Here is a 26491-nt window from a genome sequence, read left to right as displayed (position 1 = left end):
AACCGCCCTAAACACTCACGACCGGGCCGGGTGCGGTGCGCCCGCGGGTGGTCACTCGCGGTGTACTGTTTCCCGGTCCGAGCGACCCCGTGAGGTGCCATGACAGTGCGGCGGTACCCAGTGGCGGCCCTGCTCGTCGTCGCCACGGTGGCCCTGGTCGTGGTGAACGGCTTCGCGTTCTGGGGCGACACCTTCGCACTGTGGGTCGACGACGCGATGCAGCTGAGCGCCGGGGTGACCGCGGTCGTCTGCGGTGTCCTGGCCGCCCGCCGGGTCCGCGGGCACCAGCGCTGGTGGCGGACGCTGGTCGCGATCGGCATGACGGGCTGGTCGCTCGGCCAGTGCGTCTGGTCGTGGTACCAGCTGATCGACGGCCGCGGCCTGCCCTCGCCGTCGCTGGCCGACGTCGGCTACCTGAGCTTCCCGGTCTTCGCGCTCGCCGCGTTGTTCACCCTCGCCAGAGCGCGGATCCGGCCCGACCGCGAGCGCTGGCAGCCCGCGCAGTGGACGGCGCACTTCGGGATCGCGGTGGTGCTCGACGGCCTGGTCGTCACCGGCTCGCTGTTCATCCTCACCTGGACCGCCGCGCTCGGGCAGCTGGTCAGAGCCACCGCGCCGGACGCGCTCGCGTGGTCGGTCGCCATCGCCTACCCGCTCTCGGACCTGGTGGTGGTCGTCGTCGCGGTGCTCCTGGTGGTGTTCGACCGGGTCGACCGCCCGTACCGCGCGAACCTGCTGCTGCTCGCCGTCGGGATCGTCGCGCTGGCCTGCTCCGACAGCGTGTTCGCCTACCTGGTCAGCATCGGCGCGGAGAGCATGAAGCCGTGGGCGGACGCGGGGTTCGTGCTCGGGCCGCTGTTCATCGCGTTCGCGCTGCTGGTGACGCCTTCCTCGCGCCGGCGTGAGGAAATGGGCCAGGCCGTCGGGGTCGACTGGTGGCAGCTCGCGCTGCCGTATGTGCCGGTGACCGCGGTGGCGCTGCTGATCTCCGTGCAGCTGCTGGCCGGTGCCGGGCCGGACGCGGTCGAAGTGATCGTCGGCGTGCTGGTCGTGCTGCTGGTCCTCGCCCGGCAGCTGCTTTCCTTGCTGGACAACAGGTTGCTGCTGCGCCGGGTGTACGAGGGCCAGCAGCAGCTGACCCACCAGGCCTACCACGACCCGCTGACCGGGCTGGCCAACCGCGCCCTCTTCGCCGACCGGCTCGACCAGGCCGTCGAGAGCGCCGACGGGCAGCGGCCGCTCGTGCTGATCTTCGTCGACCTGGACGACTTCAAGGAGGTCAACGACCGGTTCGGGCACGCGGGCGGCGACCTCCTGCTGCACGCGGTCGCCCAGCGGCTGCAGAGCTGCGTGCGCGCGGGCGACACCGTGGCACGCCTGGGCGGCGACGAGTTCGCGATCCTCCTGGAGGGCGAGCTCGACGCCCCGCAGGCCGTCGCCGACCGGATCCAGGGCGCGCTGCGGCGGCCGTTCGCGGTGCACGGCACGCTCGTCCCGATCCGGGCGAGCATGGGCCTGGTGGTGCCGGACCCGGCCGAGCCGCTGGTCACCGCGGACGTGCTGCTCGGCCGCGCGGACACGTCGATGTACGCGGGCAAGCGGCTGGGCAAGGACACGACAGTGGTGTACCGCCCGTCCCAGGACGGCCCGCCCGACTTCCCGTCGGCGCTGCGCCGCGCGGACGGCGGCATCCCCGAAGGCTTCGGCCTGGTGTTCCAGCCGATCGTCCGGCTGCCCGGCGAAACCCCGGTGGCCGTCGAAGCCCTGGCCCGGTGGACCACGCGCGACGGCACGGCGGTGTCGCCCGAGACGTTCGTCCGCGCGGCCGAAGGCGCCGGGCTCGGCGCCGAGCTGGACGCGCTCGTGCTCGACCTGGCCTGCCGCGAGATCACCGCGGCCGGGCTGGACCTGACCGTGCACGTCAACGTCTGCGCGAGCCGCCTCGGGGCCGCCGCGCTGGAGCAGAGCGTCGCGGAGAGCCTCGCCCGCTACCGGCTGGCCCCGGAACGGCTCGTCGTCGAGATCACCGAGACCGTGCCGGTGCCGGACCTGACCGCGGGCGCGGCCGCGATCCGGCGCCTGCAGGACCTCGGCGTCCGGGTGGCGCTCGACGACTTCGGCGCCGGGTACAGCTCGCTGACCGTGCTGCACGCGCTGCCGGTCGACCTGATCAAGCTCGACCGCGCGCTCACGACGGGCGTCCAGCCGGAGCGGGACGCGGCGCTGTGCCGGTCGCTGGTCGGGCTGTGCGCGGAACTCGACCTGGCGGTCGTCGCCGAGGGCATCGAGACGGCCGAGCAGGCCGAGCTGGTCATCCGCGCGGGCTGCACCACGGCGCAGGGCTACCGCTTCGGCCGCCCGGCCCCACTCTCAACGCTCAGCCTCAACGGCGCGGCTTTGCGGTCGTGAGTGGCGATTAGGGTTCTAACCCGAATCGCCACTCACGACGGCGTCAGCCCAGGCCGGGTGGGAGGACGCCGAAGACCGTCGCCGTCGAACCCGCTCCCCTGCGGTTGATCGGGCCACCCGCCAGGACCCACGCGCCGGTCGTCGGCAGGGCCGCGAGGTTCGCCAGGATCTCCAGGCTGATCCGGTGCCGCCGGTACACCAGCTTGGACACCGTGTACGTCTCGTCGGTGCCGACGTCCGGGCTGAACGTGTCGGTGCCGGTGCCGCCGCGGCGGCCGAGCCGTCCGGTGTCGATGAGCCATTCGACCGCCGGGATCGAGAAGCCGGGCTGGTGCAGGACGCCGTCCGCGTCGGTGTTCGGGAACGCCGGGGTGCCCCACTTGGCGTCCCAGCCGGTCCAGAGCACGACGACGGCTTCGTCCGGGATCCGGCCGTGGGCGCGTTCCCACGCCTTGAGGTCGTCGACCGTCACCGCGTAGTCCGGGTTTCTCGCCGCCTTCGTTCTGATGTCGATCTTCACGGCGGGCCGGAACAGGTCCGCGGGGTCCATGTCGTCGGCGAGCGGCTCGCCGGTGTTGAAGTGCCCGGGCGCGCCCCAGTGCGTGCCGGTGTGTTCGCCCTCGCGGACGAACTGCAGGTAGTAGCCGTCGTCGGGGATGGTGGCGATGGTTTCCAGCTCGAAGGCCGGGTCGCCGGGGAAGACGTTGGTCGTCGCGGGGTCGTTGACGTGGGACAGGTTCACCAGCTTCAGCTGGTCGAGCCGCACCGGCGGCGTCGCCGTCGCGGCCTGCGCCGTCCGGCCGGACAGCGCCGCGCCGAACACCCCGGCCAGTCCCGCGGCCAGCACTCTGCGTCTCATCGGCATGGGGGATCACCTTTCACCGGAAACCGCCGCCCGTGCGGCGGCCTGCCCGGTGATATCACCCGGGCCGCGCGCGGCCAAGGAGTTGCGCGAGGATGACGGGCATGGACGACGACATCGAAGACCACGCCGACGAAGGCATCCTCGACCCCGAGGACACCCTGGACGACCGCGACGAGCTGGCGGAGGGCTACTCCCCGCCGGAACGCCCGCGGGGCACCGAAGAGTGGGGCACGACCGCGCGCGAGACCGCCGAGGGCGAGAGCTGGGAGCGCCGGCTCGCCCGCGAGGTCCCGGACCTGGCCGACGACCCCGCCGACGACGGCCTCGGCGACAGCGAGGACACCGACGGCGAGCTGATCGACGACGAGGTCGGCGACGTCCGCGCGGGCCGCCTGGTCGCCACGGACGAAGGCTTCGGCTCGGACACCGACGAAGAGCTGTACGCCTCCGACGCGGGCATCGACGGCGGCGCGGCGTCGGCCGAAGAAGCCGCCGTGCACGTGATCGACCCGTCGCGGAGGTGGTGAGGCTCGTTCACATCCTTGAACTTCCGCCAAGGACTTGAAAAAAGTTCACAACTGGCCCTATCTTCCTGAGCACGCCGCCGCCACGCACCGGGCACCGTCGCCCGCTGACGGAAGGAAGACGCATGCTCGCATCGCGGCTGCGCAGGTCAGTGCTCACCCTCGGCGTCGCCGCCGGGCTGCTGCTCCCGGGGACGGCCGACGCCGCACCGGAAGCCTCGTGGTCCGGCACCTTTTCCGGGTTCCCCTCCTCGTCGTGGCGCGGGGCGTGGGGCATCGACGGGAGCGGCGAGTTCGGCTTCGGCTCCACCATGTCGGCGAGCGGCGCCACGCTGGACGTCAAGTACGGCAAGGGTTCCTCGGCGCCGTCGTGCACGAACTGCCCGACCAAGGGCGGCGGGCAGTTCTACCAGGACCTCGGCAAGAACGGCCACGCCGACCTGACCAGGGCGACCACCCTGTACCTGAAGTACGACCTGCGCTTCCCGGCCGGCTTCGACTTCGGGAAGGGCGGGAAGCTGCCTGGCCTCTACGGCGGCAACCCCGGCGAGGCCAGCGGCGGCAACCACGGCAACGCGTGGTCCACGCGGTTCATGTTCCGGGGCGGCACCAAGGGCGAGGTGTACGTCTACACGCCGGCCGGTGACGGCTACGGCAAGGACATCGGGCTCGGCGCGTGGAACTTCGCGCCGGACGGCAAGACCCACACGATCCAGCAGTCGGTGAACCGCTCGACCGGGCAGCTGACCGTCTGGTACGACGGCAAGCAGGTGCTCTCGAGCAAGTCCGTGCCGGGCGTCGCGGGCATCCCGTTCAAGGGCGTGTTCTTCTCGACGTTCTTCGGCGGCCACGAGACGAGCTGGGGTCCCGGCCACGAGGAGCACGCGTACTTCTCGAACTTCGCCGTCAGCACGAGCAAGCTCTGAGCGTCCCCGCCTAACCCTTTCCGCCGGGCAGCGCGTGGGGGAGGTGGCAGAAGCGGCCAGTGTCCGGATCCGGCCGGAGCGGCCCGTGCTGCCGGGAGGGGACACGGATGCTGGAGGGTCTGCTGACACCCGGCGCGGGCGCGCTGTACGACACGATGGTGCGGACGGGGCCGTTGCCCCTGGACGACCCGCGGGCGGACAGCCCGGAGATGCGGGAGCTGCTCGACCGCGGGTTCGTCCGCCGCGACTACCGCGACGACCCGGTGATCGCGCCGATGGAGCCGGTCCGCGCGGTGGACCACGCGATCCTGGGCGCCCAGCAGCGCTTGCTGGAGCAGCAGCGCCAGATCGTCGCGGCGCGCCAGCAGCTCGACATGCTGCAGGCGGTGTACCGAGCGGCGAACGGCGCGGGCGGCGACTCGGCGGTGGAGGTGCTGACGGACCCGCGGCGCATCGGGTCGCTGTCGCTGGAGCTGTGCCTGTCCGCGCGCGAAGAGTTCCTGACGTTCACGACGAGGCACTTCAAGCGCAAGCCGGACGCGAGCACGGTGATGCGCCTGCCCGACGCGGTGACCGACCGCGGGGTGCGGCTGCGCAACATCTACGAGCGCGCGGCCCTGGAGTTCGACGGCGCGAAGGAGGTCGTCGACGCGAGCGTGGCGGCGGGCTGGACGATGCGGGTCGCCCCGGAGCTGCCGATGAAGATGGTGATCGCCGACCGCCATTCGGCACTGGTGCCCCTCGACCCGAGCGGAATGGAGGGAGCGGCGTTCATCCGCAGCCCGACGATCGTCGCGGCGCTGCGGATGCTGTTCGAGCTGGTGTGGAGCCAGGCGGCACCGGTCCACGACCCGTCGGCCCCGCCCCGGCACGGGCTCACCCCGACGCAGGCGAAGGTGCTGGATCTGCTGGCGACGGGCATGACGGACGGAGCGATCGCCCGGCACCTCGACGTGAGTGAGCGGACTGTTCGGCGGCATGTGCAGGGGTTGCTCGAGGCCTTGCAAGCGGACAACCGGGTGGCTGCGGTTTTCGCTGCCACCCGGTTGGGTTGGTTGGGGTGAGTTCGGGCCGCTGGGGCGGGTTGCGCGGTTGGGGCTGGCCGCGGCGCTGACTTCGGCAGCCCGGCACCCCCGCGCGGCTGGGGGCGCCGGACCACCGCTCGGGGCCAGGCCACGCCCGACCACAGCCGCTCCCCGGCCACCAGCCCTCGGCCACAACCGGCGGCCCCAGCGGCCAAGCGGCGATCCAGACCGCCGCTCCCGACCCCGCCCACGCAGCCACGCGGGCCGCAACCGCTCCCCCGCCACCAACCCACGGCCGCAACCGGCGGGCCCAGCGGCCGCGAGGGGCCGGACCACCACTCGCGGCTCCGGCCACGCGCCCACGCCCGATCCCCCAGCCACCAACCCGCGGCCGCCCCAGCGCTACTGCCAGTCGCAAGTCGAGCCCGTAGCCGTCCAGATCCACACGCACTCGGGCGGCTTGGGCTTCCCGATGGTCTCGCCACCCGAGACGTCCGCCGCGTGCGCCGGGGCCGTGGCCACCAGCACCGTGAAGATCGCCGCCACCAGGCCGGTCAACGTTCTCTTGATCATCGTTCGTCCTCCCACCAGTTGATCTCGCCTGGTCAACGTACGGTCGCGACGGCGAACAACGGCAGGGGCGGCTGCGGACAGCGTCCGGTTCCGGCCACCCCCCCGCGGCCGGTCGTGAGTGTTTAGGGCGGTTAGAACCGCCCTGAACACTCACGACCGGGGCGACCACGGGCTAGACCTTGTTGTACTCCCGGACCGCGTCCAGGTACTCCGAGATCGCGTCGCGGTTGCGCAGCAAGCACTCCGCCCGCCGCGTCATGCTCTCGCGCTCCTGCTCCAGCGTTGCGATCATCTCCGGGGTCGCGTCCGGGAAGTAGATCGCGCGGGGCTTGTCGAGGCACGGCAGGATCTGCTTGATGATCCGGGTCGGCAGCCCGGCGTCGAGGAGTCCGCGCACCTGGATCACCCGGTCGACCGTCGCCTCGTCGTAGTCGCGGTAGCCGTTCGGGCCGCGGGCCGCGATGATCAGGCCCTGCTCCTCGTAGTACCTGAGCAGGCGGCGGGCCGTGCCCGTGCGCTCCGCGAGTTCGCCGATCCGCATGTGCGCCACCTCACGTAGACCTTCACACTGATGTGAGGGTTCGAGCATAGCGACATGACGAGCACCGAAGTCCGCACCCGGACCCCCGCCCTCCTCGCCCTGACCACCGCCGCGTTCGTCACCGTGCTCACCGAGGCGCTGCCCGCCGGTGTGCTGCCCGGCATGAGCACCGGCCTCGGCGTCGGCGAATCCGCCGCCGGACAGGCCGTCACGGTCTACGCGCTCGGCACCGCCCTCACCGCGATCCCGCTCTCCGCGGCGACCGCGACCTGGCCCCGCAAACGCTTGCTGCTCACCGGGGTCGCCGGGTTCGCCGTCGCCAACACCGTCACCGCGCTCTCCGCGGACTACCCCCTGACGATGGCCGCCCGGTTCCTTGCCGGGGTCGCCGCCGGTGTCGTCTGGGCGCTGCTGGCCGGGTACGCCCGCCGTCTCGTCCCCGGTGACCAGGGCAAGGCCATCGCGATCGTGATGGCGGGCATCCCGCTCGCCCTGTCGCTCGGCATCCCCGCCGGGACGTTCCTCGGCGGCCTGCTCGGCTGGCGCTCGGCGTTCGGCGTCATGTCCGCGATCGCCGTCGTGCTCCTCGCGTGGATCACCGCGAAAGTCCCGGACCAGCCCGGGCAGACCGGCGGCCGGGTGCCGGTCCTGCGCACGCTTTCCGTGCCGGGTGTGCTCCCCGTGCTGGCCGTGACGCTCGTGTTCGTGCTCGCGCACACCGTGCTCTACACCTACGTCGCCGCGTTCCTCGGCCACGCCGGGATGGGCGACGCCGTGGACGTCGTCCTGCTGGTCTTCGGCGTCGCGTCGATGGCCGGGATCTGGGTCGTCGGCGCCCGCATCGACCGCGCACTGCGCACCTTGACCGTCCTCAGCACAATCCTGGTCGCCGTCGCCGCGACCATCCTCGCGACCGCGTCGGGCAGCCCGGTGCTGGTCTACGTCGCCGTGACGCTCTGGGGACTCGGCTGGGGCGGCGTCCCGACGCTCCTGCAGACCGCCGCGGGCAACGCGGGTGGCGCGGCGGCCGACAACGCCCAGGCCATGCTCGTCACGCTCTGGAACGCCGCCATGGCCGCGGGCGGGGTGGCCGGCGGCGTCCTGCTCGACGCGGCCGGGCCGACGTCCTTCCCCTGGACGCTGCTCCTGCTCCTGCTGCCGGTGCTCGCCGTGGTGCTCGGCGCTCGGCGGCACGGGTTTCCGACCCGCTCTCGAGTGTCCTGAGTGGACGAAGGGCCCGGGCGGGCTCGCGCCCGGGCCCTCCAGCTTTTCAGCAGCGGCCCGCGATGGCCCGCAGCAGTTCGGCGTTCGCGGTGTCGCCCGACAGCTCCCAGGCGAACACGCCGCCGAGGCCCTGCGACTTCGCGTAGCCGGCCTTGGCCGACGCCGTCTCGGGCGTGTCGTAGCTCCACCACTGCGAGCCGCACTTCGCGTACGCTGTGCCCGCGACCTTCCCGTTCGCGGGACACGTCGTCTTCAGGACCTTGTAGTCCTCGACGCCCGCTTCGTACGTGCCCGGCGCGGGCCCGGTCGCCGTGCCGCCCGGCTGCTTCCGCGTGACGCCGTCCCAGCCGCGGCCGTAGAACCCGAGGCCCAGCAACATCTTCGCCGACGGCACACCCTGGCGCCGCAGCTTCTGGACGGCGGCGTCGGCGTAGTACCCGGCGGCCGGGATGCCCGGGTAGGCGCGCAACGGCGAGTGCGGCGCGGTCGGCCCGGTCGGGCTGGCGCCCGCGACGAAGTAGTCGTACGTCATCACGTTGTACCAATCGAGGTACCGGCTCGCCGTGCCGTACTCGGTGGCGTCGATCTTGCCGCCGTTCGAGCCGTCCGCGGTGATCGCGGCGGTGACGAGCTGCCGGTGCCCGAACTTCGCGCGCAACGCCTTGACCAGCTCCGTGAACGCCTTCGGCCCGCTGGTGTCGCAGGTGGCGCCGCAGGCGTTCGGGTACTCCCAGTCGATGTCGATGCCGTCGAAGACGCCCGCCCAGCGCGGGTCGTTGACCAGGTTGTAGCAGGACTCGGCGAACGCGGCGGGGTTCTTCGCCGCCTCCGTGAAGCCCGCCGACCAGGTCCAGCCGCCGAACGACCACAGCACCTTCAGCTTCGGGTGCAGCTTCTTGAGCTGGCGGATCTGGTTGAAGCTGCCGTGCAGGGCGCCGGGTTCGGTGCTGTCGGCCTGGCCGTTGACGCTCATCGTGGCGTCGTAGGGCATGTCGTGGTCGGCCCACGGGTCGCCGACCGCGCATCCCCCGCCGGTGACGTTGCCGAACGCGTAGTTGATGTGGGTCAGCTTCGCCGCCGACCCGGACGTCTCGATGTCCTTGACGTGGTAGTTGCGGGCGTAGACGTCCCAGTCGGCGAAGTACGCCATCACCTTGCCCGGCGCCGGTCCGGCTTCCGCGGGCGGCGCGACGACGGACGCGCCGGCCAGCGCGAGCGCGGCGGCGGCGAGGCTCTTTCTCATGCGGTGCACGGAACTTCCCTTCGGCGGACCGGCCGGGCGGACGCGCCTGAGGCTAACAGGTCCAGACCACTGCGGACCAGAGCGAATCGTTGCGGTCAAAGGGTTTCCCGATGGCCCCGCAGCCGGGTGCGGATTCACGGCGTGGCATGATCCCCCGATGAGCGAGTTCGGCTGCGCCCGCTGCTGCGGCGAAGACGCCCTGACCGCGCTGGCCTACTGCACGACCCGCCTGCGCGAGACCCACCGCCTGGTGGAGCGGTCGCACTTCGGCGTCTCGCTGCGCGAATGCCCGGAATGCGCGCAGGCGTTCGTCGCGATCTTCACCGAGTTCGTGGACTGGACCGGCGGCGAGGACGCGCAGTTCTTCGACGTCGTCCCGCTCACCCCCGCCGAGGTGACCTCGTTGGCGGCGCAGGGTTCCGGCGTCGACCTGGTGAAGCTGGGCGCGCTCGGCAGCGCGCGGCGGCGGCTGGCGTCGGACTGGCCGACCGGCGGCGAGAAGACGATCGCGTGGCGGTCCGGCCCGCTGTCGGTGCGCGAAGGCTACTGACCGGCGAGCCGGAGGATCGCCGCGGCCGAGCGGTCGACGTCGGCTTCGGTCGTGGTCCAGTTCGAGACGGAGATCCGCAGGTAGCGACGGCCGCGCCAGGTGGTGCCGCCGAGCCAGCAGGTGCCGTCGCGCTGGACCGCGGCGGCGATCGCGTCCGTCCGGGCGTCGTCGCCGAAGGACACGAGCACCTGGTTCAGGACGACGTCGTTGGCGATCTCGGCGCCGCCTTCGGCCAGGATCCGCGCGAAGCGACGAGCCAGGCGGCAGCAGCGGTCGACGAGCTCGGCGACGCCGTCGCGACCCAGCTCGCGCAACGCGGCCCAGACCGCGAAGCCGCGGGCGCGGCGCGACGACTCCAGCGTCAGGTCGCCCATGCCGGACACCTCGCCGGCGCCGGTCAGGTAGGCCGCGCGGTAGGCGATCGTCTCGGCGTGGACCTCCGGGCGCGAGCAGAAGACGAACCCGGAGTCGTAGGGGACGTTGAGCCACTTGTGGCCGTCGCAGGCCCAGGAGTCGGCCAGCTCGACACCGTCGAGCAGCGCCCGGGTGGCGGGGTTGGCCGCGGCCCAGAGCCCGAACGCGCCGTCGACGTGGATCCAGGCGTTCTTCGCGGCCGCGCGGGCGGCCCTGAAGTCGTCGCAGGCGCCGGTGTTCACGTTCCCCGCCTGCAGGCAGACGATGGTGGGTCCGTCGACTTTGGCCGCGAGGTCGTCGACGTCGATGGCGCCGTCCGGCTTCGCGCGCACCGGTACGACCGCCCGCGTGCCGAACCCGAGCAGCCGCAGGGCGCGGTCGATCGTGGCGTGCCGCTCCTCGCTCGCGACGACGCGGACGCGCGGGGCCCCGGCGAGGCCGTCGCGCTCGACGTCCCAGCCCGCTTCGGCCAGCACGTGGTGCCGCGCGGCGGCGAGGCCGACGGTGTTCGCCGCCTGCCCGCCGGTGACGAACCCGGCGGACGCGGTGGCGGGCAGGCCGAGCAACTCCTTGAGCCAGGAGCCTGCGGTCTCCTCGGCGGCGGCCGCGGCCGGGGAGAGGACGGCGTTGAACGCGTTCTGGTCCCACCCGGCGGCGAGGACGTCGGCGGCGGTGGCGGCGGGCAGCGCACCCCCGATGACGAAGCCGAAGAACCGCGGCCCGGCGGTGGCGACCAGGCCGGGCTCGGCCGCGCGGGCGAGTTCTTCGAGGACGGTGGCCGGCGGGGTCGGCTCGTCGCGGAGCTGCCCGAAGCCCGCGCGCAGGGCGGCAAGGTCGACGGGCCGGGCGACCGGGCGGTCACCGAGGCCGGTCCGGTGCTCGGCGGCCAGCTCGGCGGCGCGGGCCAGGAGATCACGCAGTTCGTCCACGCCCCGACTGTAGGCCGGACCGCGGCGGGCGCTGATCCGCGCAGCGGTTGTCCCTGGCAAGCTCGACCGTCGTCGCGATCCGGCGGGCGCGGGCCTCGGGGCGTTTGGCCTTCGCGATCCACTCCAGGATCGCCCGCCGCGCCGACGGCGGGAAGTTCGCGAAGTGCCCGGCCGCGGCGGCGTCCGCGTCGAGGGCGCGCCGCAGGTCGGGCGGGACGACGCCGTCCTGCGCCTCGGCCAGCGCGTCCCAGGTGCCCGTCCGGCGGGCCAGGTCCACCACCGTCTGCCCGGCCGGGGTCATCAGCCCGGCCGCCGTCAGCCGCGCCACCCGCTCGCGGTTCACCCGGCTCCAGGTGCTCTTCGGGTTCCGCGGGGTGAAGCACAGGTAGGTGCTCGACGCGTCGCGCCGCAGCGCCTTGCTGTCGATCCACCCGAAGCACAGCGCGTGCTCCATCGCCTCGTGCACGAGCACCCCCGGCACGTCCGCGCCGCGGCGGCGGACCACCAGCCACACCGCCCGCTCGCGGGGGTTGGCCAGCCACTCGCGCCACTGGGCCACCGACGTGACTTCGACCACCGGCAGACCGTCCAGAATCTCCATGGCCCCATCGTCCGGGGTGAAGTGATCACCTTCTGAGTACTTTGCCGGGGGAACAAGCGCGGCCCGCGCGGCGTAGCTTCTCGTTATGGAGACTGCGCTCAGCACCGACCGGCTCGTGATCCGGGACTGGACGGTCGACGACGCCGAAGCCGCCTTCGCCATCTACGGCGCCGAGGACGTCACCCACTGGCTCACCCCGGCCATGGACCGCGTCGGCGACGTCGGGGCCATGCGTGCGGTCCTGCACGCCTGGCAGGAGGCGCAGCCGAACCTGCCGCCGCCGCGGGGGCGGTGGGCCGTCGAACGCAAGGAAGACGGCGTCGTGATCGGCGGCCTCGGCATCCGGCTGCTGCCGCCGTTCGAAGAGGACCTCGAGCTCAGCTGGCAGCTCAGCCCCGGCGCCTGGGGCAAGGGGTACGCCTCGGAAGCGGCCACCGCGCTCATCGAGTGGGCCTTCACGCAGGACACCGAGGAGCTCTTCGCCGTCGCGCGGCCGAACAACACGCGGGCCATCGCGGTGGCCAAGCGGCTCGGCATGCAGTGGGTCGGCGAGACCGACAAGTACTACAACCTGCGGCTGCAGGTGTACCGGATCCGGCACACCGACCTCATCGACTGACCGGCTCCAGCAGGAAGACGCGGATCTCGCGGTGCTCGGCCCGCACGGCGTAACGGTCGTACGCGGGCCAGTACTCGGCGACCGCGTCCCACATCTCCTGGCGCTCGTCCCCGGCCAGGAGCCGCCCGGTGACCTCGATCGTCCGGCCGCCGATGGCGACCGTGGCGGCCGGGTGGGCCAGGAGGTTCGCCGACCACGCCGGGTGCGCTTCGCCGCCCCAGTTCGAGCCGATCACGACGTACCCGCCGCCGCGCTCGACGTAGAGCAGCGGCACCTGGCGGGGCTCGCCGCTGCGACGGCCGATCGTCGTCAGCAGCAGCGTGCGCAGCCCGACCGCCGCGCCGACGCCGACACGGCCGCCGCTGATCCGCAGCAGCACCCGGTCGGCGGGCACGAGCGCCCGCCCGAGCACCGCGAACGCCCTGCTCTTGCCGAACCCCGCGAAGACACCGCGCAAACCAGCCACGGCGAAACCCTAGCGCCCCCGGCCCACCACCGCGGTCGTGAGTGTTTAGGGCGGTTAGAACCGCCCTGAACACTCACGACCGGTCACGGCGAGCGGTCACCATCCGGATGGCGCCGGGGGCGGCACGACCGGCGGCCGGTCGTCGCAGGTGATCGTGTTCGGCAGCAGCCACGGTGCGAGCCAGCCGTCGTTGCCGCCGAGGTCGGTCAGCGAGAACTCCGACCCGGTCGGCGGGAAGGTGAACGAGCCGCAATTGTTGACGCCGACCGAGCCGACGTTGCGGGCGGCGACGTTCCGGAACGACGCCGACCCCGCCGAGCGCGCGCTGAGCACGGACGTCCCGGTGCCGTCGACGCGCAGGTCGGCGAACTTCAGCCCGCTGATCGAGTACTTGTCCTTCACGGGGAAGTCGCTGACGAGCATGATCGCGTTGTAGGTGTTGTCCAGGAAGTGGTCGCCGGTCACCTCGATGTCGGCGGCGATGTCCCGCTCCAGCGCGTAGAACCAGATCGCGCCGAGCCCGATCTTCCAGTTCAGCTCGAACGTGCCCGCCCGCACGGTCGTGTTGTCCGCGATCCGCAGGGTCCCGGCGAACGGCTCGGCGCCGAACCGCGAGCCGACCTGGATCGCGCTGCCTTCGCGGATCGGGTCGGCGACGAGGTTCCCCGAGACCGTGTTGTCCGCGCCGCCGTAGAGCGCGATGCCGTTGGCCAGCACCGGCGTCTGGATCGTGTTGCGGCTGAACGTGTTCCGCGTGTCCTGCGACTTCTCCGACCACATGGCGAGGCCGTCGTCGCCGGTGTTGCGGATGAAGTTGTTCGCCACCACCGAGTCCGTGACGCCGGTGTGGAAGTTGAGGCCGTCGGCGATCTGGTCGGCGATGACGTTGTTCGTGATCCGCGTGTTCCGCATCGGCCCGTCGAACCACAGGCCGACCTTCGTGTGGTGCAGGTACAGGGAGTCCACAGTGGAGTCACTGAGCGCCCCGCCGATCGCGTTGACCTGGTCGGTGTCGACGCGCTCCCGGACGTCGCCTTCGATCGCGAAGCCGGACAGGTGGACGTCGTGGCTGCCGCCGTCGGCCGCGTCCTTGCCGTACAAGCCGACGCCGTGGCCCTTGACGGTCGTGTACCAGCTCCCGGCGCCCTCGATGGTGACGTCGTCGACGATGACGTGCCGGTTGACCTGATAGGTGCCCGGCGGCACGTAGACCTTCAGGTGCGCGCGGCGCGCGAAGGCGATCGCGCGGTCGAGGGCGTCGGCCGAGTCGCGGCGGCCGGTCGGGTCCGCGCCGAAGAGCACCGCGTTGGCCGCGAAGGGAACAACCCGCGGCGGCGTGACCTGTTCGGAGTCGAGCAGGTCGACGACGGTCCAGGCCGCGCCCGCCGACGCGGTGAGCCGCACCTTGTCCCCCGCCCGGTACGAGCGGCCGAGCAGGAGCCGCTGCTCGTCGTAGAAGTGGCTGGGACGGAACGGCTTTTCGATCACCGGAGCCGGAGTGGTCGCCGCGGGCACGCACGAGCACTCGGTGATCCACCAGTCCGGGTGCAGCAGGTCCGCCTCGGGGTCGTTGGTGAACGGGTACTGGTTGTACAGCCAGGAGTACTGCGAGGTCAGCGTCATCCGCTGCCGGTGCGCGCCGTTGACGGTGACGTCGAGTGGCGCCGTGATCCCGCCGCCGCGCGGGGCGTCCGGGATGCTGTAGCGGACGGTGATCGCGCTCGCCGCGGCGGGCAGCGTGAACTCGACGTACTGGCCCGGCGTCAGCTTGACCGCGCGCCGTCCGGACGCTTCCGACGGCAGCGTGTAGGCCGTGCGGTCCGGGCCGATCACGACGCCGTCGGTGCGGGCGTTCTCGGCTTCCTGCTCGAGCAATCCGACGTCGGCGCCCCGCCCGGCGACGAGGGCCGGGTCGAGCGCGGCCCGGGTCACGATCGGCCGGTCGGCGGCGGCCGCCGGAGCGGCCACGGAGACGAGGGCGGTGACCGCGACGAGCGCGGCTCCGAAGGTGCGTCGCGACATCGAGCCTCGTTTCGCCGGAGGGACTGCGGCGGAACCCTAAGCCACGCTCGCGGATCAGACAAGACATTGCTCTGGTTTTGCAAGTTTGCGTCGATTCCTTGCAGTCAGCCCTGGTGGCCGGTCGCCTCTGGCAAAGTCCGGACCATGACCCGTCCCGAATCCGCCGCCGAGGTCTTCGACGCGCTCGGCAAGGACTACGAACACGCGTTCCGCACGGCGACCGCGCAGCGGGCCGCGCTCACCGACCTGCTCGCGGACCTGCCACCGGAGGCGAAGGTGCTCGACCTCGGGTCGGGCACCGGGCGGCCGACGGCGGAGCTGCTGGCCGCGGGCGGCCACGACGTGACGGGCTACGACGTCGCGCCGAAGATGGTCGAGATCGCGCGGGAGCAGGTGCCCGCCGCCCGGTTCGAGCTGGGCGACATGCGCGAACTCGCCTTCGACGACGGCACGTGGGACGCGGTCACGGCGTTCTTCTCGATGCTGCAGCTCCCCCGCGCGGAGCAGGAGACGATGATCGGCCGGATCGCCGGGTGGCTGAAGCCCGGCGGCCTGCTGGTGTTCGCCACCGTGCCCGCCGACGTCGACGGCGTCGACATCGTGTTCATGGGTCACCCGGTCCGCGCGAGCAGCTTCACGGCGTCCGCGTTGGCCGACCGTCTGCGAGCCGCCGGGCTGGAGGTCGTGCGCGAGGCGCAGGCCGAGTTCGTACCCGACCACCCCGGCGCGAACCCCGAGCCGCACGTCCACCTCACCGCGCGCAAGCCTTCGTGAGTCGATCGTGGCGTGAACCGCTGACGTGAATTTTGCTCAACTTCGTGCGTGTTCAGGGCCGGGGACCCGAGCTAAAGTGAGGAATGGGCATCGAAGCTCTGGCCAGGCCGGTACCTCGCGAGCACCGTGCAGCTCGTCCGCGAGATGCTGGCCAGACTGCCGGAGTTCGCCGACCGCCTCGCGCGGCTGCTCAGCGAAGAGGACGAGTTCTACCGCCAGGTCGACGACGCCGCGCCCGACGAGCTGCGCCAGGTCTGCCGCGCCAACCTCGAACGCGCGCTCACCGCACTCGCCGAAGGCCGCGGCCTCGCCCTCGACGCCGCCCGCAAGACCGGGCTCGTCCAAGCGCGCCAGGGCATCCCGCTGCCCGCCGTGCTGCGCGCGTTCCGGATCGGCGGCACCTTCGTCTACGAAGCACTGCTGGAGCTGGCCGGTCCGGAGTTCCTCAACCCGACGCGGACCATCGAGATCAACTCCTACGTCTGGAAGGCGATCGACCTCTACTCCGATGCCCTGACCACGGCGTACGAGGAGGTCGCGGCCGAGCCGTCGCACGCGAACGCGCGACTGCTCGACGACCTCCTGCGCGGGCGGCTCACCAGCCAGGCCGAGATGGAGACCGCCGCCAGGGAGCTGGGCTTGCCCACCGCCGGGATGTTCGTCGCCGTCGTCACCGAGCGCGTCGAGCCGGACGAGCACGACACCGTCGAGGCGCTGCTGCGGGCGCGCCGGTGGCGGTCGGCGTTCCGGCCCGGCGGCGAGGCCGGCCTGGTCGCGATCGACCGGATCGAGGACGTGCGGCGGCTGCGTGAAGTGCTCGGCTCGCTGCCGATCGCGGCCGGGATGAGCCGTCCGTTCAGCGGCTTCCCCGACGTGCCGGACGCGCTGCACCGGGCGCGGATCGCCCGCCGCTCACTGCCGTCGGCGACCGCGGGCGTCGTCGTGTTCGGGGACTCGCCGGTGACGACGCTGGTCGCCGCCGCACCCGGGATGGCCCGCGACGTCGTGCGCTCGGCGCTGGCCGCGGTGCTCGCGCTGCCCGGCGCGGAACGCAAGGTCCTGCTCGACACGCTGCTCGCGTGGTTCGCCGGCCACGGCTCGGCGAAGGAAGCCGCGGACCGGCTGTTCGTGCACCCCAACACCGTTCGCTACCGGCTGCGCCGCGTGCAGGACTTGACCAAGCGCGACCTGACCGACCCGGTCGACATCGGCGAGCTGTACGTCGCGCTCGAGTCCGTCCGGCTGGACCCCGAACCGGGCGAGTGACCCCCACACCGGCGAAGCTCGGTTGACCCGCGGCCGGGGTGTCCACCTCCACTGTGGACGCACACCGACCGAGGAGGGGTCATGCGGAAAGTACTGACCGGGGCCGTCGTCTGCGTGCTCGCGGCCGTGTCGCTGAGCGGGACCGCCGAAGCCGCACCGGTTTTCGCGCCACCCGCGGCCGACGGCTGCGGCGGCACCAGCTACGCCCCGCCCGGCGGTGCGTGGGGCGCGGTGTCGCAGTCGAGCTGCGGGCTGGCCGGCTCGCCCGGCCTGAAGATCCGCTACACCTACACGTCCCGCTCCGACGCGAGCCCGATCCACGCCTCGGCCAAGCACTACACCACGGCGGAGGGGACGAACCCGGGCCCGGAGCGGTGGACCGAGTTCGGCGCCGGGACGCGCGGCGACAGCGGCTTGCTGCCGTGGGCAATTCGCTGGCGATGAAGGCGATCAAGTTCCAGTCGATCAACGTGCTCGGCGCGATCGTCGACTGGTCGTGAGCCGGGCGTGGGCCTGGGTCCCGGTGCTGCTCGCCACCGCGTGCGGTGCGCAGGCGGCACCGGGACCCGTGGAAACGGCGGTGCGCGAATACGTCGCCCTGCGCAATGCTGGTGATCTGCGCGGCCTGCTCGGCAAGTCGTGCGGCGCGCTGTACACGTCGACGAGCAGGCTCCTCGCGGAGAGTCCCGACCGCCGGCGCGAGGTGACCGAGTCGATGCGCGCGCACCCGGTCGACGTCGAGTCCGTCGTCGTCGAGACGTCCGGCGACCACGACTTCGGGGCGACGCTGACCGGCTCCGCGCGGACTCCCGACGGCCGGCGGTCGGCCAGTCAGCACGTCGAGGTCCGGCGGTACCGCGACGGGTACCGCGTCTGCGCGTTGACCTATTGACTTTCGATAGATATCCAGCGATAGTCGACGCATGTTGACCGAGAAGCTGGCTGTCGCCGCGCTCAGAGTGTTCCTCGTGGTGCTGTTCGGCATCCTCGTCGTGTTCCAGACGCTCTCGCTGCCGGGCGGGATCGCCTACCACACGCAGCAGAACCCACACGACGCGAACCTGCGCTGGCCGCTGACCGCCATCGCGGTGTTCCTCGTGCTGTGCGTCGAGGTGGTGGTCGTCGCCACCTGGAAGCTGCTGACGCTGGTCAAGAAGGACCGCATCTTCACCACGGCGTCCCTGAAGTGGGTCGACCTGATCGTCTGGACCATCGCGGCCGCGTGGCTGGTGTTCGTCGGCATGCTGCTGTTCGTCGGCTTCAACGCGGACGACCCGGGGATGCCGATGCTGCTGTTCCTGGTGACGGTCGGGATCACCGTGCTGGGCCTGCTGATGGTGGTGATGCGCGCCCTGCTGCGACAGGCCACCGCGCTGCGGTCGGACATGGAAGCGGTCATCTGATGCCGATCGTCGTGCGCATCGACGTCGAACTGGCCAAGCGGAAGATGAGCGTCGGGGAGTTCGCCGAGAAGGTCGGGCTGACTCCGGCCAACGTCGCCGTGCTGAAGAACGGGCGCGCGAAGGCGGTGCGGTTCAGCACGCTGGAGGCGATGTGCCGGGTGCTCGGCTGCCAGCCCGGCGACCTGCTCGAGTTCACCGAGGACGAGGTCTAGGCGAGATCGGCGGGCCGCACGCGCAGCTTGGCGGCGATGCGGGCGAGCGCCTGCTGGTCGGCCGCGGTGAGCGGGTCGAGAACCTGCCGCACGGTGCGCAGGTGCGTCGGCGCGGCGGCCTCGACGACGTCGAAACCGGCATCGGTCAAGGCGACCAGCGTGTAGCGGCCGTCGTCGGGGTCGGGCGAGCGCTCGACCCAGCCCCGCTGCTCGAACTTCTTGACCACGTTGGACAGTCGCGAGAGGGAACCGTTGGCCAGGAAGGCCAGCTCGCTCATCCGCAGGCGGCGGTCCGGCGCTTCCGAGACGTGGCTCAGGGCCAGGTATTCGAAGAGGGTCAGGCCGGCTTCGTGCTGCAGCGGCGCCTCCAGCCGTCCCGGGAGCAGCAGGACGAGCGAGACCAGCCCGGTCCAGGCTTCCTTTTCCGCCGGGTTGAGCCATCGGGGCTCGTCGGTGGTGGCCATGGCGGCACCCTACCCGGCGGTCGATGACTTCACGCTTGAAGTAAATCCGTGCTAGGTTGACTTCAAGCGTGAAGTCAATCGAAGGGATTCACCCGTGCCTCAGTTCTTCGTCACCCCCGGCTACGGCCCCCGCCACCTCGAGGCCCTGCACTACAGCCAGGCGGTCCGGCTCGGCGACCGCGTGGAGATTTCGGGCCAGGGCGGCTGGGACGACGACACCGTCTTCCCGGACTCGCTCGAAGAGGAGATCGTGCGGGCGTTCGACAACGTCGAGCGGACACTGGCGACGGCCGGTGCGACGTGGGCCGACGTGGTCTCGGTGGACTCGTTCCACGTCCCCACCGCAGAGGACACCATCGGCGACGACCACACCAGGGTGATGGTCGAGCAGTTCCGCAAGAGGATGGGCGACCAAGCGCCGATCTGGACCCAGCTGGGGGTGGCGGCACTGGGTGCGCCGGGGATGCGGGTCGAGATCCGGGTGACCGCAGTCGTGGGCTGAGCCGCGGCGGTTGGGGTCTCGGCCGCGGCGAGATGCGGGCAGGCGGCGCCTTCAGCCAAGCCGCGCCGACCTCAACCCAGCTCCGCCGCCCCGGCCGCGCCGCAACCCGCGCGACCGCAGCCCCGCCGCGCTGGGAATGCACGTCAAGCCCCCTGAGCTAAGCCGCGTCAGCCTCCACCAACCTTGCCAACTCCAACACCGTTCCCTCGAAGCCGGGACCGGCGGTGAGCGCCACCGTGAGCGGACCCCCGCGCCGGTCCGTGCCCACCGGGAGCGTCACTGCCGTCCCCGTCCACTGAGGACGGTCCACTCCGGCCGACACCACCACGTCCGTGTGCGGCATTCGGCTTCGGCGGCCGCCCGCGTCGAGGTCGAGCACCACGTTGCCGTGCAACGAAAGCAGCGCCGCCACGTCGGCCACCGCGTCGCGCAGCTCACGGTCCGCGATCGAGTCCGAATGTGCGCCTATCGCCGCCTTCGACCGGGCGCCGCCCAGGCGGGGGACGATCGCCGCCAGGTCTCCGCGCGTGCATTCGAGCACCCGGATGCCCGGCACGCCGGCCATCGGGTCGGTGAGGCTGATCCCGGCACTCGCGGCCGCCGCCACGATCCGGGCCCGCCAGCTCGCGGTGGCCGCGATGGCGACCGGCGAAGGGTGCTGCGACAAAAGGAAAACTCTCCTTGACGACTCCGGCGCGGCGGTCGAGGACCGTCCGATGGTGGGCCCGTGCCCGTTGTGCCCGGGAACAAACTTGTTTGGTCGCTTGGTCCGAACGGCGGCGCACATGCGACCTTCCGGTGGCACCCGGTGTCTGTGACCGCCGGTCACACTTTGACGTGCGCCGTGGCGCGGGCCACTATCCGGGCACCTGATTACCGCCGGGTAATTTGCGTGTCGACGAAGACGACCCAGGAGGACCGTTGCGACGAGCTTTCGGCCTGATCTTGCTGGCACTGGGCGTTTTCGCGATCGCGGGGGCGGTGCTCCTCCCCACCTACGTCTACCCGAAGCTCGCCAAGGTGCCCCTCGACCAGGACTCGACGTCGGTGCTCGAAGGCACCGCGAGCAAGGTCCTCGCCGTGACCGACAACGGTTCCGGCCCGGTCTCGGCCATCCGGGAGAACGCGAAGCTGACCGCGACCGCGCGCGTGCAGGCGAACTTCGCCGCGCCGGAGATGCACCAGGACACCGACTACGCGGTCTGGCTGCTGGCGGTGCAGGTCACCGACGACGCCGACGGCACCGTGCTCAGCGCGAGCAAGCGGCAGGTCTGCTTCGACCGGCGCACCGCCGAAGGCTACGAGCCGCACGGCGAGTCCGACCCGAAGTGCGACACCAGGAGCAGCTACGTCACCGAGCTGAAGGACAAGGCCGAAAAGGACGGTCAGAAGCCGCCCGAGACCAACGACTACAAGGCGCAGCCCGGGCTGAACTTCAAGTTCCCGTTCGGCACCGAGCAGAAGGACTACCGGGTCTACGACGACAACACCGGCGCGGCGGTCATCGCCCGCTACGCCGGCACCGAGACGGTGAACGGGATCGAGACCTACAAGTTCGTCCAGGACATCCCCGACACGAAGGTGGCCGAAAAGGACGTGCCCGGCACGCTCGTCGGCTCCGACCAGGCGACCCTCAAGGCCGACCTCTACTACCGCGGCGTCAACACGATGTGGGTCGAGCCGGTCACCGGGATCGAGGTGAAGCAGCAGCAACAGCAGCACCAGGAGCTGCGCGTCGGCACCACCGGCAGCACGACGGTCGTGTTCGACGGGACGCTCGCCTACAACGGCAAGACGATCTCGCAGATGGTGGACCAGATCAACGCGAACAAGGGCAAGCTGGAGTTCCTGTCGAGCACCGGCCCGCTCTGGCTCGGGATCGGTGGTGGCGTGCTGATCGTCGCCGCGGTCGTGCTGCTGGCCCGCCGCCGTCGCGCCGAGCCGCCCGCCCCGCCGCAGCGACGGCGGGTGCCCGTCGGCGCGGGCCGCTGAATCACCTCCGCCGCAACACCAGGACCAGATTCCAGGACGCTATTTCCCGGAGACCGGGAACCCGCACGATCCACATCGCCCAGCTCGGGTGATAACGCGGGTATCCGGCGACCAGATCGGCGAGCGGCGTCGTCTTCGCCCAGCGAAGCGCGGCGCCGACCGAAACCGGGAACAGGCTTTCCCCGAATTTGTTCTTCGGCTGCTTCCCGAGTTTCCTGGCGTACCGCTGACGCGCGTAGTAGCCGCCGAGGAAATGCCACGGCGCGGTCTCGTGGCCACCCCACGGCGAATACCACGGCGTGAACGACGCGAAAACCGTGCCGCCGGGCTTGGTCACCCGGCACATCTCGTCGAGCATCACCCACGGCTCGGCGACGTGTTCGAGCACGTTCGACGAGTAGCAGATGTCCACGGAACCGCTGCGCACGGGCAGTTCCGTGCCGCTGGCGCGGATCATGTTCTCCCCCGGCTCGCCCCGCGCGGACAGCTCGCCGACGTCCGGGTCGAGGCCGAGGTAGACCGCGCCGGCCGCGCGGAAGGCGTCGGAGAAATAGCCGGGACCGCCACCGACGTCGAGCACCGTTCGGCCGGACAGCGGAGTGTGCGCCGCCAATTGCCGGACCGAATCGGCGGCCAACGCGGAATAGAAGCCGTCCGGGTCGGTCTGCTCGGAGAGGAACGTGCGGAAGAGCGTCACGGAACGGCCGAGCGTGGCCCGGTGCCGCTGATCGAGAACCGGATTACCTACCATTGAACCGTCGCTTTCCGGAATACGTTCATCTACTGTGTACGCACCAGTAACCTAGCACCGTCGCCACAGGTTGGGATAACTCGATGGAACGTCCTCGTGTGCTTCTCGTCAACTGGCGCGACACCGGCCACCCCGAAGGCGGCGGGTCGGAGCGGTACGTCGAGCGGATGGCCGAAGGCCTGGCGAAAGCGGGCTACCGGGTCGAGATCCAGTGCGCCGCCTACCCGGGCGCGACCGCGGGCGAGTGGCGCGACGGCGTCCGCTACCGGCGCCGCGGCAACAAGTTCGGCGTGTACGCGCACGCGTTGCGCGCGATCCGCCGGGCCCGCGCCGACCTCGTCGTCGACGTGCAGAACGGCATGCCGTTCTTCGCCCGGCTCGTCGCCGCCTGTCCGGTGCTGGTGCTCGTGCACCACGTCCACAAGGAACAGTGGATCAGCGCGCTCGGCGAGGCGCTGGGCCGGGTCGGCTGGTGGATCGAGTCGCGGCTGGCGCCGTGGCTGTTCCGGAAGTGCCGGTACGTCACGGTTTCCGAGGTCACCAAGGCCGAGCTGGCCGGGCTGGGCGTCGAGCGCTCGCGGGTGACCGTGGTGCCGAACGGCCTCGACGCGCCCCCGGCGTGCGCGTCCGGCCGCGACCCCGCGCCGACGCTGGTCGCGGTGAGCAGGCTGGTGCCGCACAAGCGGATCGAGCACGCGATCGACGTCGTCGCGCGGCTGGCGCGGCGCTGGCCGGAGCTGCGGCTCGAGGTCGTCGGCCAGGGCCCGTGGGAGGAGGTGCTGCGCGCGCACGCGGCTTCGCGTGGGGTCGCCGACCGCGTCGTCCTGCACGGCTGGGTCGACGAGCAGGCCAAGCACGAGGTCCTCGCGCGGTCGTGGCTGCACCTGTGCCCGTCGGTGAAGGAGGGCTGGGGCATCGTCATCATGGAGGCCGCGGCGCACGGCGTGCCGTCGGTGGCCTACCGTGCGGCGGGCGGCGTGGCGGAATCCATTGTGGAGGGCCGCACGGGCCTGCTCGCCGACGACTTCGACGACTTCGCCACCCAGGTCGACGGCCTCCTCGCCGACGGATTGCGGCGCGCGGAGATGGGCTTGGCCGGGGCCGAGCGGGCCGGGCGGTTCAGCTGGGACGTCAGCGTGGGGCAGTTCGCGTCGCTGGTCCGGGACGTCTCCGGGCGGCCCGAGCCGCGGCCGCGGGTGCTGAGTCAGGTGGCGCGCGGCGCGGTGCTGGCGTCGTGAACCGCGTCGCCGAACGCGTCGAGCAGGCGAGCCGCGGCGGGCGCGTCGAAGTCCCGGCGGCGGGCCCGCACGGTCAGGGTCGTGACGGCGCCGGTGGTCGCCGCACCGAACGCGACGCCGGACCGGCCGCTCGCCGCCGGGTAGAACGCCAGTGAGCGCACGGTGTCCCCGGTGGACACGACGCCGAGGTTCGACACGAGGAACGTCGAACCGAGGCGGCTCGCCAGCAGCCGGGTGCCCAGCCGGGCGAGCCTGCTGCTGCGGGCCGGGAAGTCCGGTTCCGGAGCCTGGGCGGCCAGTACCGCGGCGACGTCCACGCCGGGGCGGAGTCGCAGGCGGAAGAAGGCGCTGTTGTGTACGGGTTCCGGCGCGGCGCCCGAGCGCCACGACGCGCCCAGCGCGGCGACGACGCGAGCTGTGCGGGTGTTGTGGGTGTGGTTCCAGCGTTCGGTGGCCTGGGCGGCGGCTGCGACGAACCCCGCGGCGCTCAGGCGCAGGCGCGGCTCGTGCCGGGCGGCGAAGACATCCCCGGCGGCCGGTGTGCTCCGGGCGCCGTGCGCGGGGGTGGCTGCCGCGCGACCCCTGTCCGGAGCGATCCGCCCCGGGGGCGCGAAAAGCGCCTCAGCGAGCCGCTGGAGGGCGGACAAGGCAAAGGGTTTCCCACCCGCGCGAGCGCCGATCCCGCGCGCCGCCGAGGAAACCGGGACGTCGAGGAGGATTCCGAGCAGCGCCAGCAACCCCAGGCCGTCGAGAGCGCCGTGGTGCGCCGCGACCAGCAACGTGCGTTCGCCGATCGCGACGCGCACCAACGGCGCCGTACGCTCGTAAGGCGTGGAAGCGAAACGGTCCCGGACCGCGGGCAGGTCGTCCGTCACCTCGATTTCGGGCACGGGACCGAGGTGCGGGTACTGCTGGACGGCGGCCGCCAGTCGCGTCCGGAGCTTCTCCGGGTCCGGCGGGGCCGCGTGGAGTTCCGCTTCGAGGAGGATGCTCCAGGAAACGGTGGGGTCGCCGTAGAGCCCGACGACGCGGTGCGCGTGGTCGGCGGCGAGCTGCGTCATCCGGCGCGTCAGCGGTTCCCGTACAGCTTGGCCGGGTGGTCGGCGGGGTTGTACTTGACCTGTGCGTTGAGCTTTTCCTGCACCTGGGCGGAACTGTCCGGATCGGCACCCTTGGTGAGGGCGAAGCCCGCTCCGGTCGCCAGTCCACCGCCGATGACGACGGCGGCGACCACGCCGATGACCGTGCCCACGTGTCACTCCTTCCGCGGCGGGGAAATCCTGCCGCGGCCCAATGTACGCATCGGTAACATGCGGCACAACAGTGCGACGCACAGCAACCCCAGCGCTACTCCGTTCGCCACGACGACCGGCGTCCACGCGATCGCTTTCACCGCGGGCACACCCGGAGTCCGGTACAGCGTCAGCCACTCACCCGCCCACACCTTCGTCGCGCCGGCGAGCAACCGCGGGTCGACGTCGCCGGGTGTCCCGTGCTCGACGAGGATCCAGCCGATGCCCGCCGCGGTCAGCTCCGCCGCGGACGTCGCGGCGCGGACGTCGCCGATCCGCGGGTCCTCCCCGGCGATGCGTTCGGTGCCGACGCGCAGGGTGTCGTCCAGCAGCACCGGTTTCGGGAGGAACCGCGGCGCCGGGTCGAGCTGCGTGCGGTCGTCGTTCCAGGCGAATCCGCGGAAGGCCGACAGCGGCAGCGCCAAGACGTCGCCCGGGCGGTCACCGAGCACTTCGGACACCGCCTGCCAGTCGGCGGGGTACCGCGCGGTGCCGAGCCGTCCCCAGCCACCCCACGCCAGATCCGGCATCGTCAGCAACGGGAACACGACGGCCGCGGCGGTGAGTGCGGCACGTCCTTGAACGCTTCGCAGCTTCGACGCGGCGAGCTCGATGCCGAGCGCGAACCCCAGCGCGAGCGGCAACGCCCACCACGCCACCCACTTCTGGGCGTCCCGCAGCAGCCCGGCGCCGGGCACGTGCCGGATCGCCGCGGTCAGCAGCGCCTCCCCGCCCGGCAACGTCGCCAGGGAAGCCAGCAGCACACCGGCGACGCCGAGGAGGATCAGCGCCCGCGCCGGTGCCGTCCCCCAGCGCGCGGCGAGCTGGCGGACCCCGGCCACGGCGACCGCGACGGCCACGAGCACCAGCACCGGGACCAGCGGCATGGACCGGCTGCCGGGCACCGTTTCGGCGTTCCAGATGCCGCCGAGGCCGAGCACGCTGAGCACCGCCGGGCCCCAGCTTTCCGCGCGGGCGCTGAACGCCGTGACCCCGGCCGGGTCGGACAACGTGCTGCCCGCGTTGAGGAACGTCGGCACCAGCCACGGCAGGTTGAGCAGGATCGCGATGGCGCCGGTCTGCGTCAGCCGCCGCGGGCCGGCCGCGACGACCATGACGACAGCCGCGAGCACCCCGCCCGGCGGCGTCAAGACGGCCGGGGCGCAGGCGAGCACCAGCCGTGGCACGGCTTTCGGTTCCCGGTTCCGCACGGCGAGTCCGGCCCGGACGATCCACGGCAGGCACGCATACGTCAGCAGCAACGGCCAGTGCCCGATGAACAACCGCTCGGCGACGTACGGCGTCCAGGCGTACGCGGTCGCGGCGACGAGCCGGGTGCCGAGCTGTTCGGTCGGGACGAGCCGCCCCGCGCCCAACGCGGCCCCGAAGATCGCCAGCAGCACTACGATTTTCTGGACGATGTCGCCGGGCACCACGGTGGTCGCGACGGCGACCGCGGCGTCGGCCGGGACCGACCGCGGCAGCACGCTGCCCAGCCCGACGGCGTCCGGCACGAGGTACTGCCGCGGCGCGAACACCATGTCGTAGCTCAGCACGAACCCGCGGCCGAGCAACGGCCCGCAGACGGCGAACGCCAGCGCGGCGGACAGCACGGGGAGCGCGAGCCGCCTGCCTGGTGCCTCCACGGCCCTTCCTTTCCGTTGCC

The 26491-nt window shown here is 72.0% G+C and carries 30 protein-coding genes; 16 read left to right on the top strand and 14 right to left on the bottom strand.

The window, feature by feature from the left end:
• Positions 1–99 precede the first annotated feature (99 nt).
• Positions 100–2409, top strand: coding sequence for a putative bifunctional diguanylate cyclase/phosphodiesterase (locus QP939_RS25360; RefSeq protein WP_285459320.1), 2310 nt, complete (start codon positions 100–102; stop codon positions 2407–2409).
• A 43-nt stretch (positions 2410–2452) separates the two neighbouring features.
• Here the strand turns inward: QP939_RS25360 and QP939_RS25355 are convergent, their stop codons facing one another.
• Positions 2453–3274 (bottom strand): cyclase family protein, encoded by an 822-nt coding sequence (locus tag QP939_RS25355; protein ID WP_331663731.1) that lies wholly within the window; start codon positions 3272–3274, stop codon positions 2453–2455.
• A 101-nt stretch (positions 3275–3375) separates the two neighbouring features.
• Here QP939_RS25355 and QP939_RS25350 point away from each other — a divergent pair, with 101 nt between their 5' ends.
• The 3 genes from QP939_RS25350 to QP939_RS25340 all read left to right on the top strand — a co-directional run bounded on the left by QP939_RS25350 (position 3376) and on the right by QP939_RS25340 (position 5788).
• The gene (locus QP939_RS25350; protein WP_285459844.1) at positions 3376–3801 is read left to right on the top strand and encodes a DUF5709 domain-containing protein; all 426 of its coding nucleotides are present in this window, start codon (positions 3376–3378) and stop codon (positions 3799–3801) included.
• Between the two features lie 122 nt (positions 3802–3923).
• Entirely contained in the window at positions 3924–4724 is an 801-nt protein-coding gene (locus tag QP939_RS25345) for a polysaccharide lyase (protein WP_285459318.1), read from the top strand.
• A gap of 107 nt (positions 4725–4831) precedes the next feature.
• Positions 4832–5788 carry a LuxR C-terminal-related transcriptional regulator gene (locus tag QP939_RS25340; protein ID WP_285459317.1) on the top strand — a complete coding sequence of 319 codons (957 nt, stop codon included), beginning with the start codon at positions 4832–4834 and terminating at the stop codon, positions 5786–5788.
• Between the two features lie 363 nt (positions 5789–6151).
• Here QP939_RS25340 and QP939_RS25335 read toward each other — a convergent pair whose 3' ends face one another.
• The gene (locus QP939_RS25335; protein ID WP_285459315.1) at positions 6152–6322 is read right to left on the bottom strand and encodes a hypothetical protein; all 171 of its coding nucleotides are present in this window, start codon (positions 6320–6322) and stop codon (positions 6152–6154) included.
• Positions 6323–6494: 172 nt separating this feature from the next.
• On the bottom strand, positions 6495–6863 hold the full coding sequence (locus tag QP939_RS25330) for a MerR family transcriptional regulator (RefSeq protein ID WP_285459314.1): 369 nt from the start codon (positions 6861–6863) through the stop codon (positions 6495–6497).
• Between the two features lie 54 nt (positions 6864–6917).
• Here QP939_RS25330 and QP939_RS25325 point away from each other — a divergent pair, with 54 nt between their 5' ends.
• On the top strand, positions 6918–8087 hold the full coding sequence (locus tag QP939_RS25325) for an MFS transporter (RefSeq protein ID WP_285459313.1): 1170 nt from the start codon (positions 6918–6920) through the stop codon (positions 8085–8087).
• Between the two features lie 46 nt (positions 8088–8133).
• Here the strand turns inward: QP939_RS25325 and QP939_RS25320 are convergent, their stop codons facing one another.
• Entirely contained in the window at positions 8134–9330 is a 1197-nt protein-coding gene (locus QP939_RS25320) for a glycoside hydrolase family 18 protein (protein ID WP_285459311.1), read from the bottom strand.
• A gap of 157 nt (positions 9331–9487) precedes the next feature.
• Here QP939_RS25320 and QP939_RS25315 point away from each other — a divergent pair, with 157 nt between their 5' ends.
• On the top strand, positions 9488–9880 hold the full coding sequence (locus tag QP939_RS25315; protein ID WP_285459310.1) for a hypothetical protein: 393 nt from the start codon (positions 9488–9490) through the stop codon (positions 9878–9880).
• Here the strand turns inward: QP939_RS25315 and QP939_RS25310 are convergent.
• Together QP939_RS25310 and QP939_RS25305 are read right to left on the bottom strand one after the other, a co-directional pair.
• Positions 9874–11214, bottom strand: a complete 1341-nt coding sequence (locus QP939_RS25310; RefSeq protein WP_285459843.1) for a pyridoxal phosphate-dependent decarboxylase family protein — start codon at positions 11212–11214, stop codon at positions 9874–9876. The two genes, QP939_RS25315 and QP939_RS25310, sit on opposite strands and share 7 nt — an antisense overlap.
• Positions 11207–11824 carry a YdeI/OmpD-associated family protein gene (locus QP939_RS25305; RefSeq protein ID WP_285459308.1) on the bottom strand — a complete coding sequence of 206 codons (618 nt, stop codon included), beginning with the start codon at positions 11822–11824 and terminating at the stop codon, positions 11207–11209. Before QP939_RS25305 ends, QP939_RS25310 begins: the two co-directional genes overlap by 8 nt.
• 85 nt (positions 11825–11909) lie before the next feature.
• Between QP939_RS25305 and QP939_RS25300 the strand changes: the two genes are divergently transcribed.
• Complete coding sequence (locus QP939_RS25300; RefSeq protein ID WP_285459307.1) at positions 11910–12443, top strand: GNAT family N-acetyltransferase; 534 nt, start codon at positions 11910–11912, stop codon at positions 12441–12443.
• On the opposite strand, the gene QP939_RS25295 is transcribed toward QP939_RS25300, so the two are convergent.
• Positions 12433–12900, bottom strand: coding sequence for a nitroreductase family deazaflavin-dependent oxidoreductase (locus QP939_RS25295; RefSeq protein WP_285459842.1), 468 nt, complete (start codon positions 12898–12900; stop codon positions 12433–12435). The genes QP939_RS25300 and QP939_RS25295 overlap by 11 nt on opposite strands.
• A gap of 105 nt (positions 12901–13005) precedes the next feature.
• Positions 13006–14931: a glycosyl hydrolase family 28-related protein gene (locus tag QP939_RS25290; RefSeq protein ID WP_285459306.1), complete on the bottom strand. Its 1926-nt coding sequence runs from the start codon at positions 14929–14931 to the stop codon at positions 13006–13008.
• 144 nt (positions 14932–15075) lie between these two features.
• On the opposite strand from QP939_RS25290, the gene QP939_RS25285 reads away from it, so the two are divergent.
• From QP939_RS25285 to QP939_RS25260, 6 genes are all read left to right on the top strand, one after another.
• Positions 15076–15705 carry a class I SAM-dependent methyltransferase gene (locus QP939_RS25285; protein WP_285459305.1) on the top strand — a complete coding sequence of 210 codons (630 nt, stop codon included), beginning with the start codon at positions 15076–15078 and terminating at the stop codon, positions 15703–15705.
• A gap of 126 nt (positions 15706–15831) precedes the next feature.
• A complete protein-coding gene (locus tag QP939_RS25280; protein WP_285459304.1) occupies positions 15832–16971 on the top strand; it encodes a PucR family transcriptional regulator in 1140 nt (379 codons plus the stop codon).
• A gap of 81 nt (positions 16972–17052) precedes the next feature.
• Positions 17053–17415 carry a hypothetical protein gene (locus tag QP939_RS25275; RefSeq protein ID WP_285459303.1) on the top strand — a complete coding sequence of 121 codons (363 nt, stop codon included), beginning with the start codon at positions 17053–17055 and terminating at the stop codon, positions 17413–17415.
• Between the two features lie 52 nt (positions 17416–17467).
• Entirely contained in the window at positions 17468–17863 is a 396-nt protein-coding gene (locus QP939_RS25270; protein WP_285459302.1) for a hypothetical protein, read from the top strand.
• A gap of 31 nt (positions 17864–17894) precedes the next feature.
• Entirely contained in the window at positions 17895–18374 is a 480-nt protein-coding gene (locus QP939_RS25265; RefSeq protein ID WP_285459300.1) for a DUF2975 domain-containing protein, read from the top strand.
• A complete protein-coding gene (locus QP939_RS25260; protein WP_285459299.1) occupies positions 18374–18586 on the top strand; it encodes a helix-turn-helix domain-containing protein in 213 nt (70 codons plus the stop codon). The genes QP939_RS25265 and QP939_RS25260 overlap by 1 nt, the downstream gene beginning before the upstream one ends.
• Here the strand turns inward: QP939_RS25260 and QP939_RS25255 are convergent.
• Entirely contained in the window at positions 18583–19050 is a 468-nt protein-coding gene (locus QP939_RS25255; RefSeq protein WP_285459298.1) for a MarR family winged helix-turn-helix transcriptional regulator, read from the bottom strand. The genes QP939_RS25260 and QP939_RS25255 overlap by 4 nt on opposite strands.
• Positions 19051–19144: 94 nt before the next feature.
• On the opposite strand from QP939_RS25255, the gene QP939_RS25250 reads away from it, so the two are divergent.
• The gene (locus QP939_RS25250; RefSeq protein ID WP_285459297.1) at positions 19145–19552 is read left to right on the top strand and encodes a RidA family protein; all 408 of its coding nucleotides are present in this window, start codon (positions 19145–19147) and stop codon (positions 19550–19552) included.
• A gap of 157 nt (positions 19553–19709) precedes the next feature.
• On the opposite strand, the gene QP939_RS25245 is transcribed toward QP939_RS25250, so the two are convergent.
• Positions 19710–20219 (bottom strand): hypothetical protein, encoded by a 510-nt coding sequence (locus QP939_RS25245; protein WP_285459296.1) that lies wholly within the window; start codon positions 20217–20219, stop codon positions 19710–19712.
• 254 nt (positions 20220–20473) lie between these two features.
• On the opposite strand from QP939_RS25245, the gene pgfA reads away from it, so the two are divergent.
• Complete coding sequence (gene pgfA, locus QP939_RS25240; RefSeq protein ID WP_285459295.1) at positions 20474–21544, top strand: cell envelope lipid trafficking protein PgfA; 1071 nt, start codon at positions 20474–20476, stop codon at positions 21542–21544.
• A 1-nt stretch (position 21545) separates the two neighbouring features.
• Here pgfA and QP939_RS25235 read toward each other — a convergent pair whose 3' ends face one another.
• Complete coding sequence (locus QP939_RS25235; RefSeq protein ID WP_285459294.1) at positions 21546–22241, bottom strand: class I SAM-dependent methyltransferase; 696 nt, start codon at positions 22239–22241, stop codon at positions 21546–21548.
• Between the two features lie 137 nt (positions 22242–22378).
• Here QP939_RS25235 and QP939_RS25230 point away from each other — a divergent pair, with 137 nt between their 5' ends.
• Positions 22379–23533 (top strand): glycosyltransferase family 4 protein, encoded by a 1155-nt coding sequence (locus QP939_RS25230; protein ID WP_285459293.1) that lies wholly within the window; start codon positions 22379–22381, stop codon positions 23531–23533.
• Here the strand turns inward: QP939_RS25230 and QP939_RS25225 are convergent.
• From QP939_RS25225 to QP939_RS25215, 3 genes are read right to left on the bottom strand one after another with little or no spacing between them, the layout of a single operon-like run.
• Positions 23500–24594: a hypothetical protein gene (locus QP939_RS25225; RefSeq protein ID WP_285459292.1), complete on the bottom strand. Its 1095-nt coding sequence runs from the start codon at positions 24592–24594 to the stop codon at positions 23500–23502. The genes QP939_RS25230 and QP939_RS25225 overlap by 34 nt on opposite strands.
• An 8-nt stretch (positions 24595–24602) precedes the next feature.
• Entirely contained in the window at positions 24603–24785 is a 183-nt protein-coding gene (locus QP939_RS25220) for a hypothetical protein (RefSeq protein WP_285459291.1), read from the bottom strand.
• A gap of 3 nt (positions 24786–24788) precedes the next feature.
• Entirely contained in the window at positions 24789–26471 is a 1683-nt protein-coding gene (locus QP939_RS25215) for an MmpA family trehalose lipid delivery protein (RefSeq protein WP_285459289.1), read from the bottom strand.
• Positions 26472–26491: the final 20 nt, after the last annotated feature.

The organism is Amycolatopsis nalaikhensis, assembly GCF_030264295.1.
Classification (GTDB): Bacteria; Actinomycetota; Actinomycetes; order Mycobacteriales; family Pseudonocardiaceae; genus Amycolatopsis; species Amycolatopsis nalaikhensis.
This window is presented reverse-complemented; position numbering and strand designations above follow the sequence as displayed.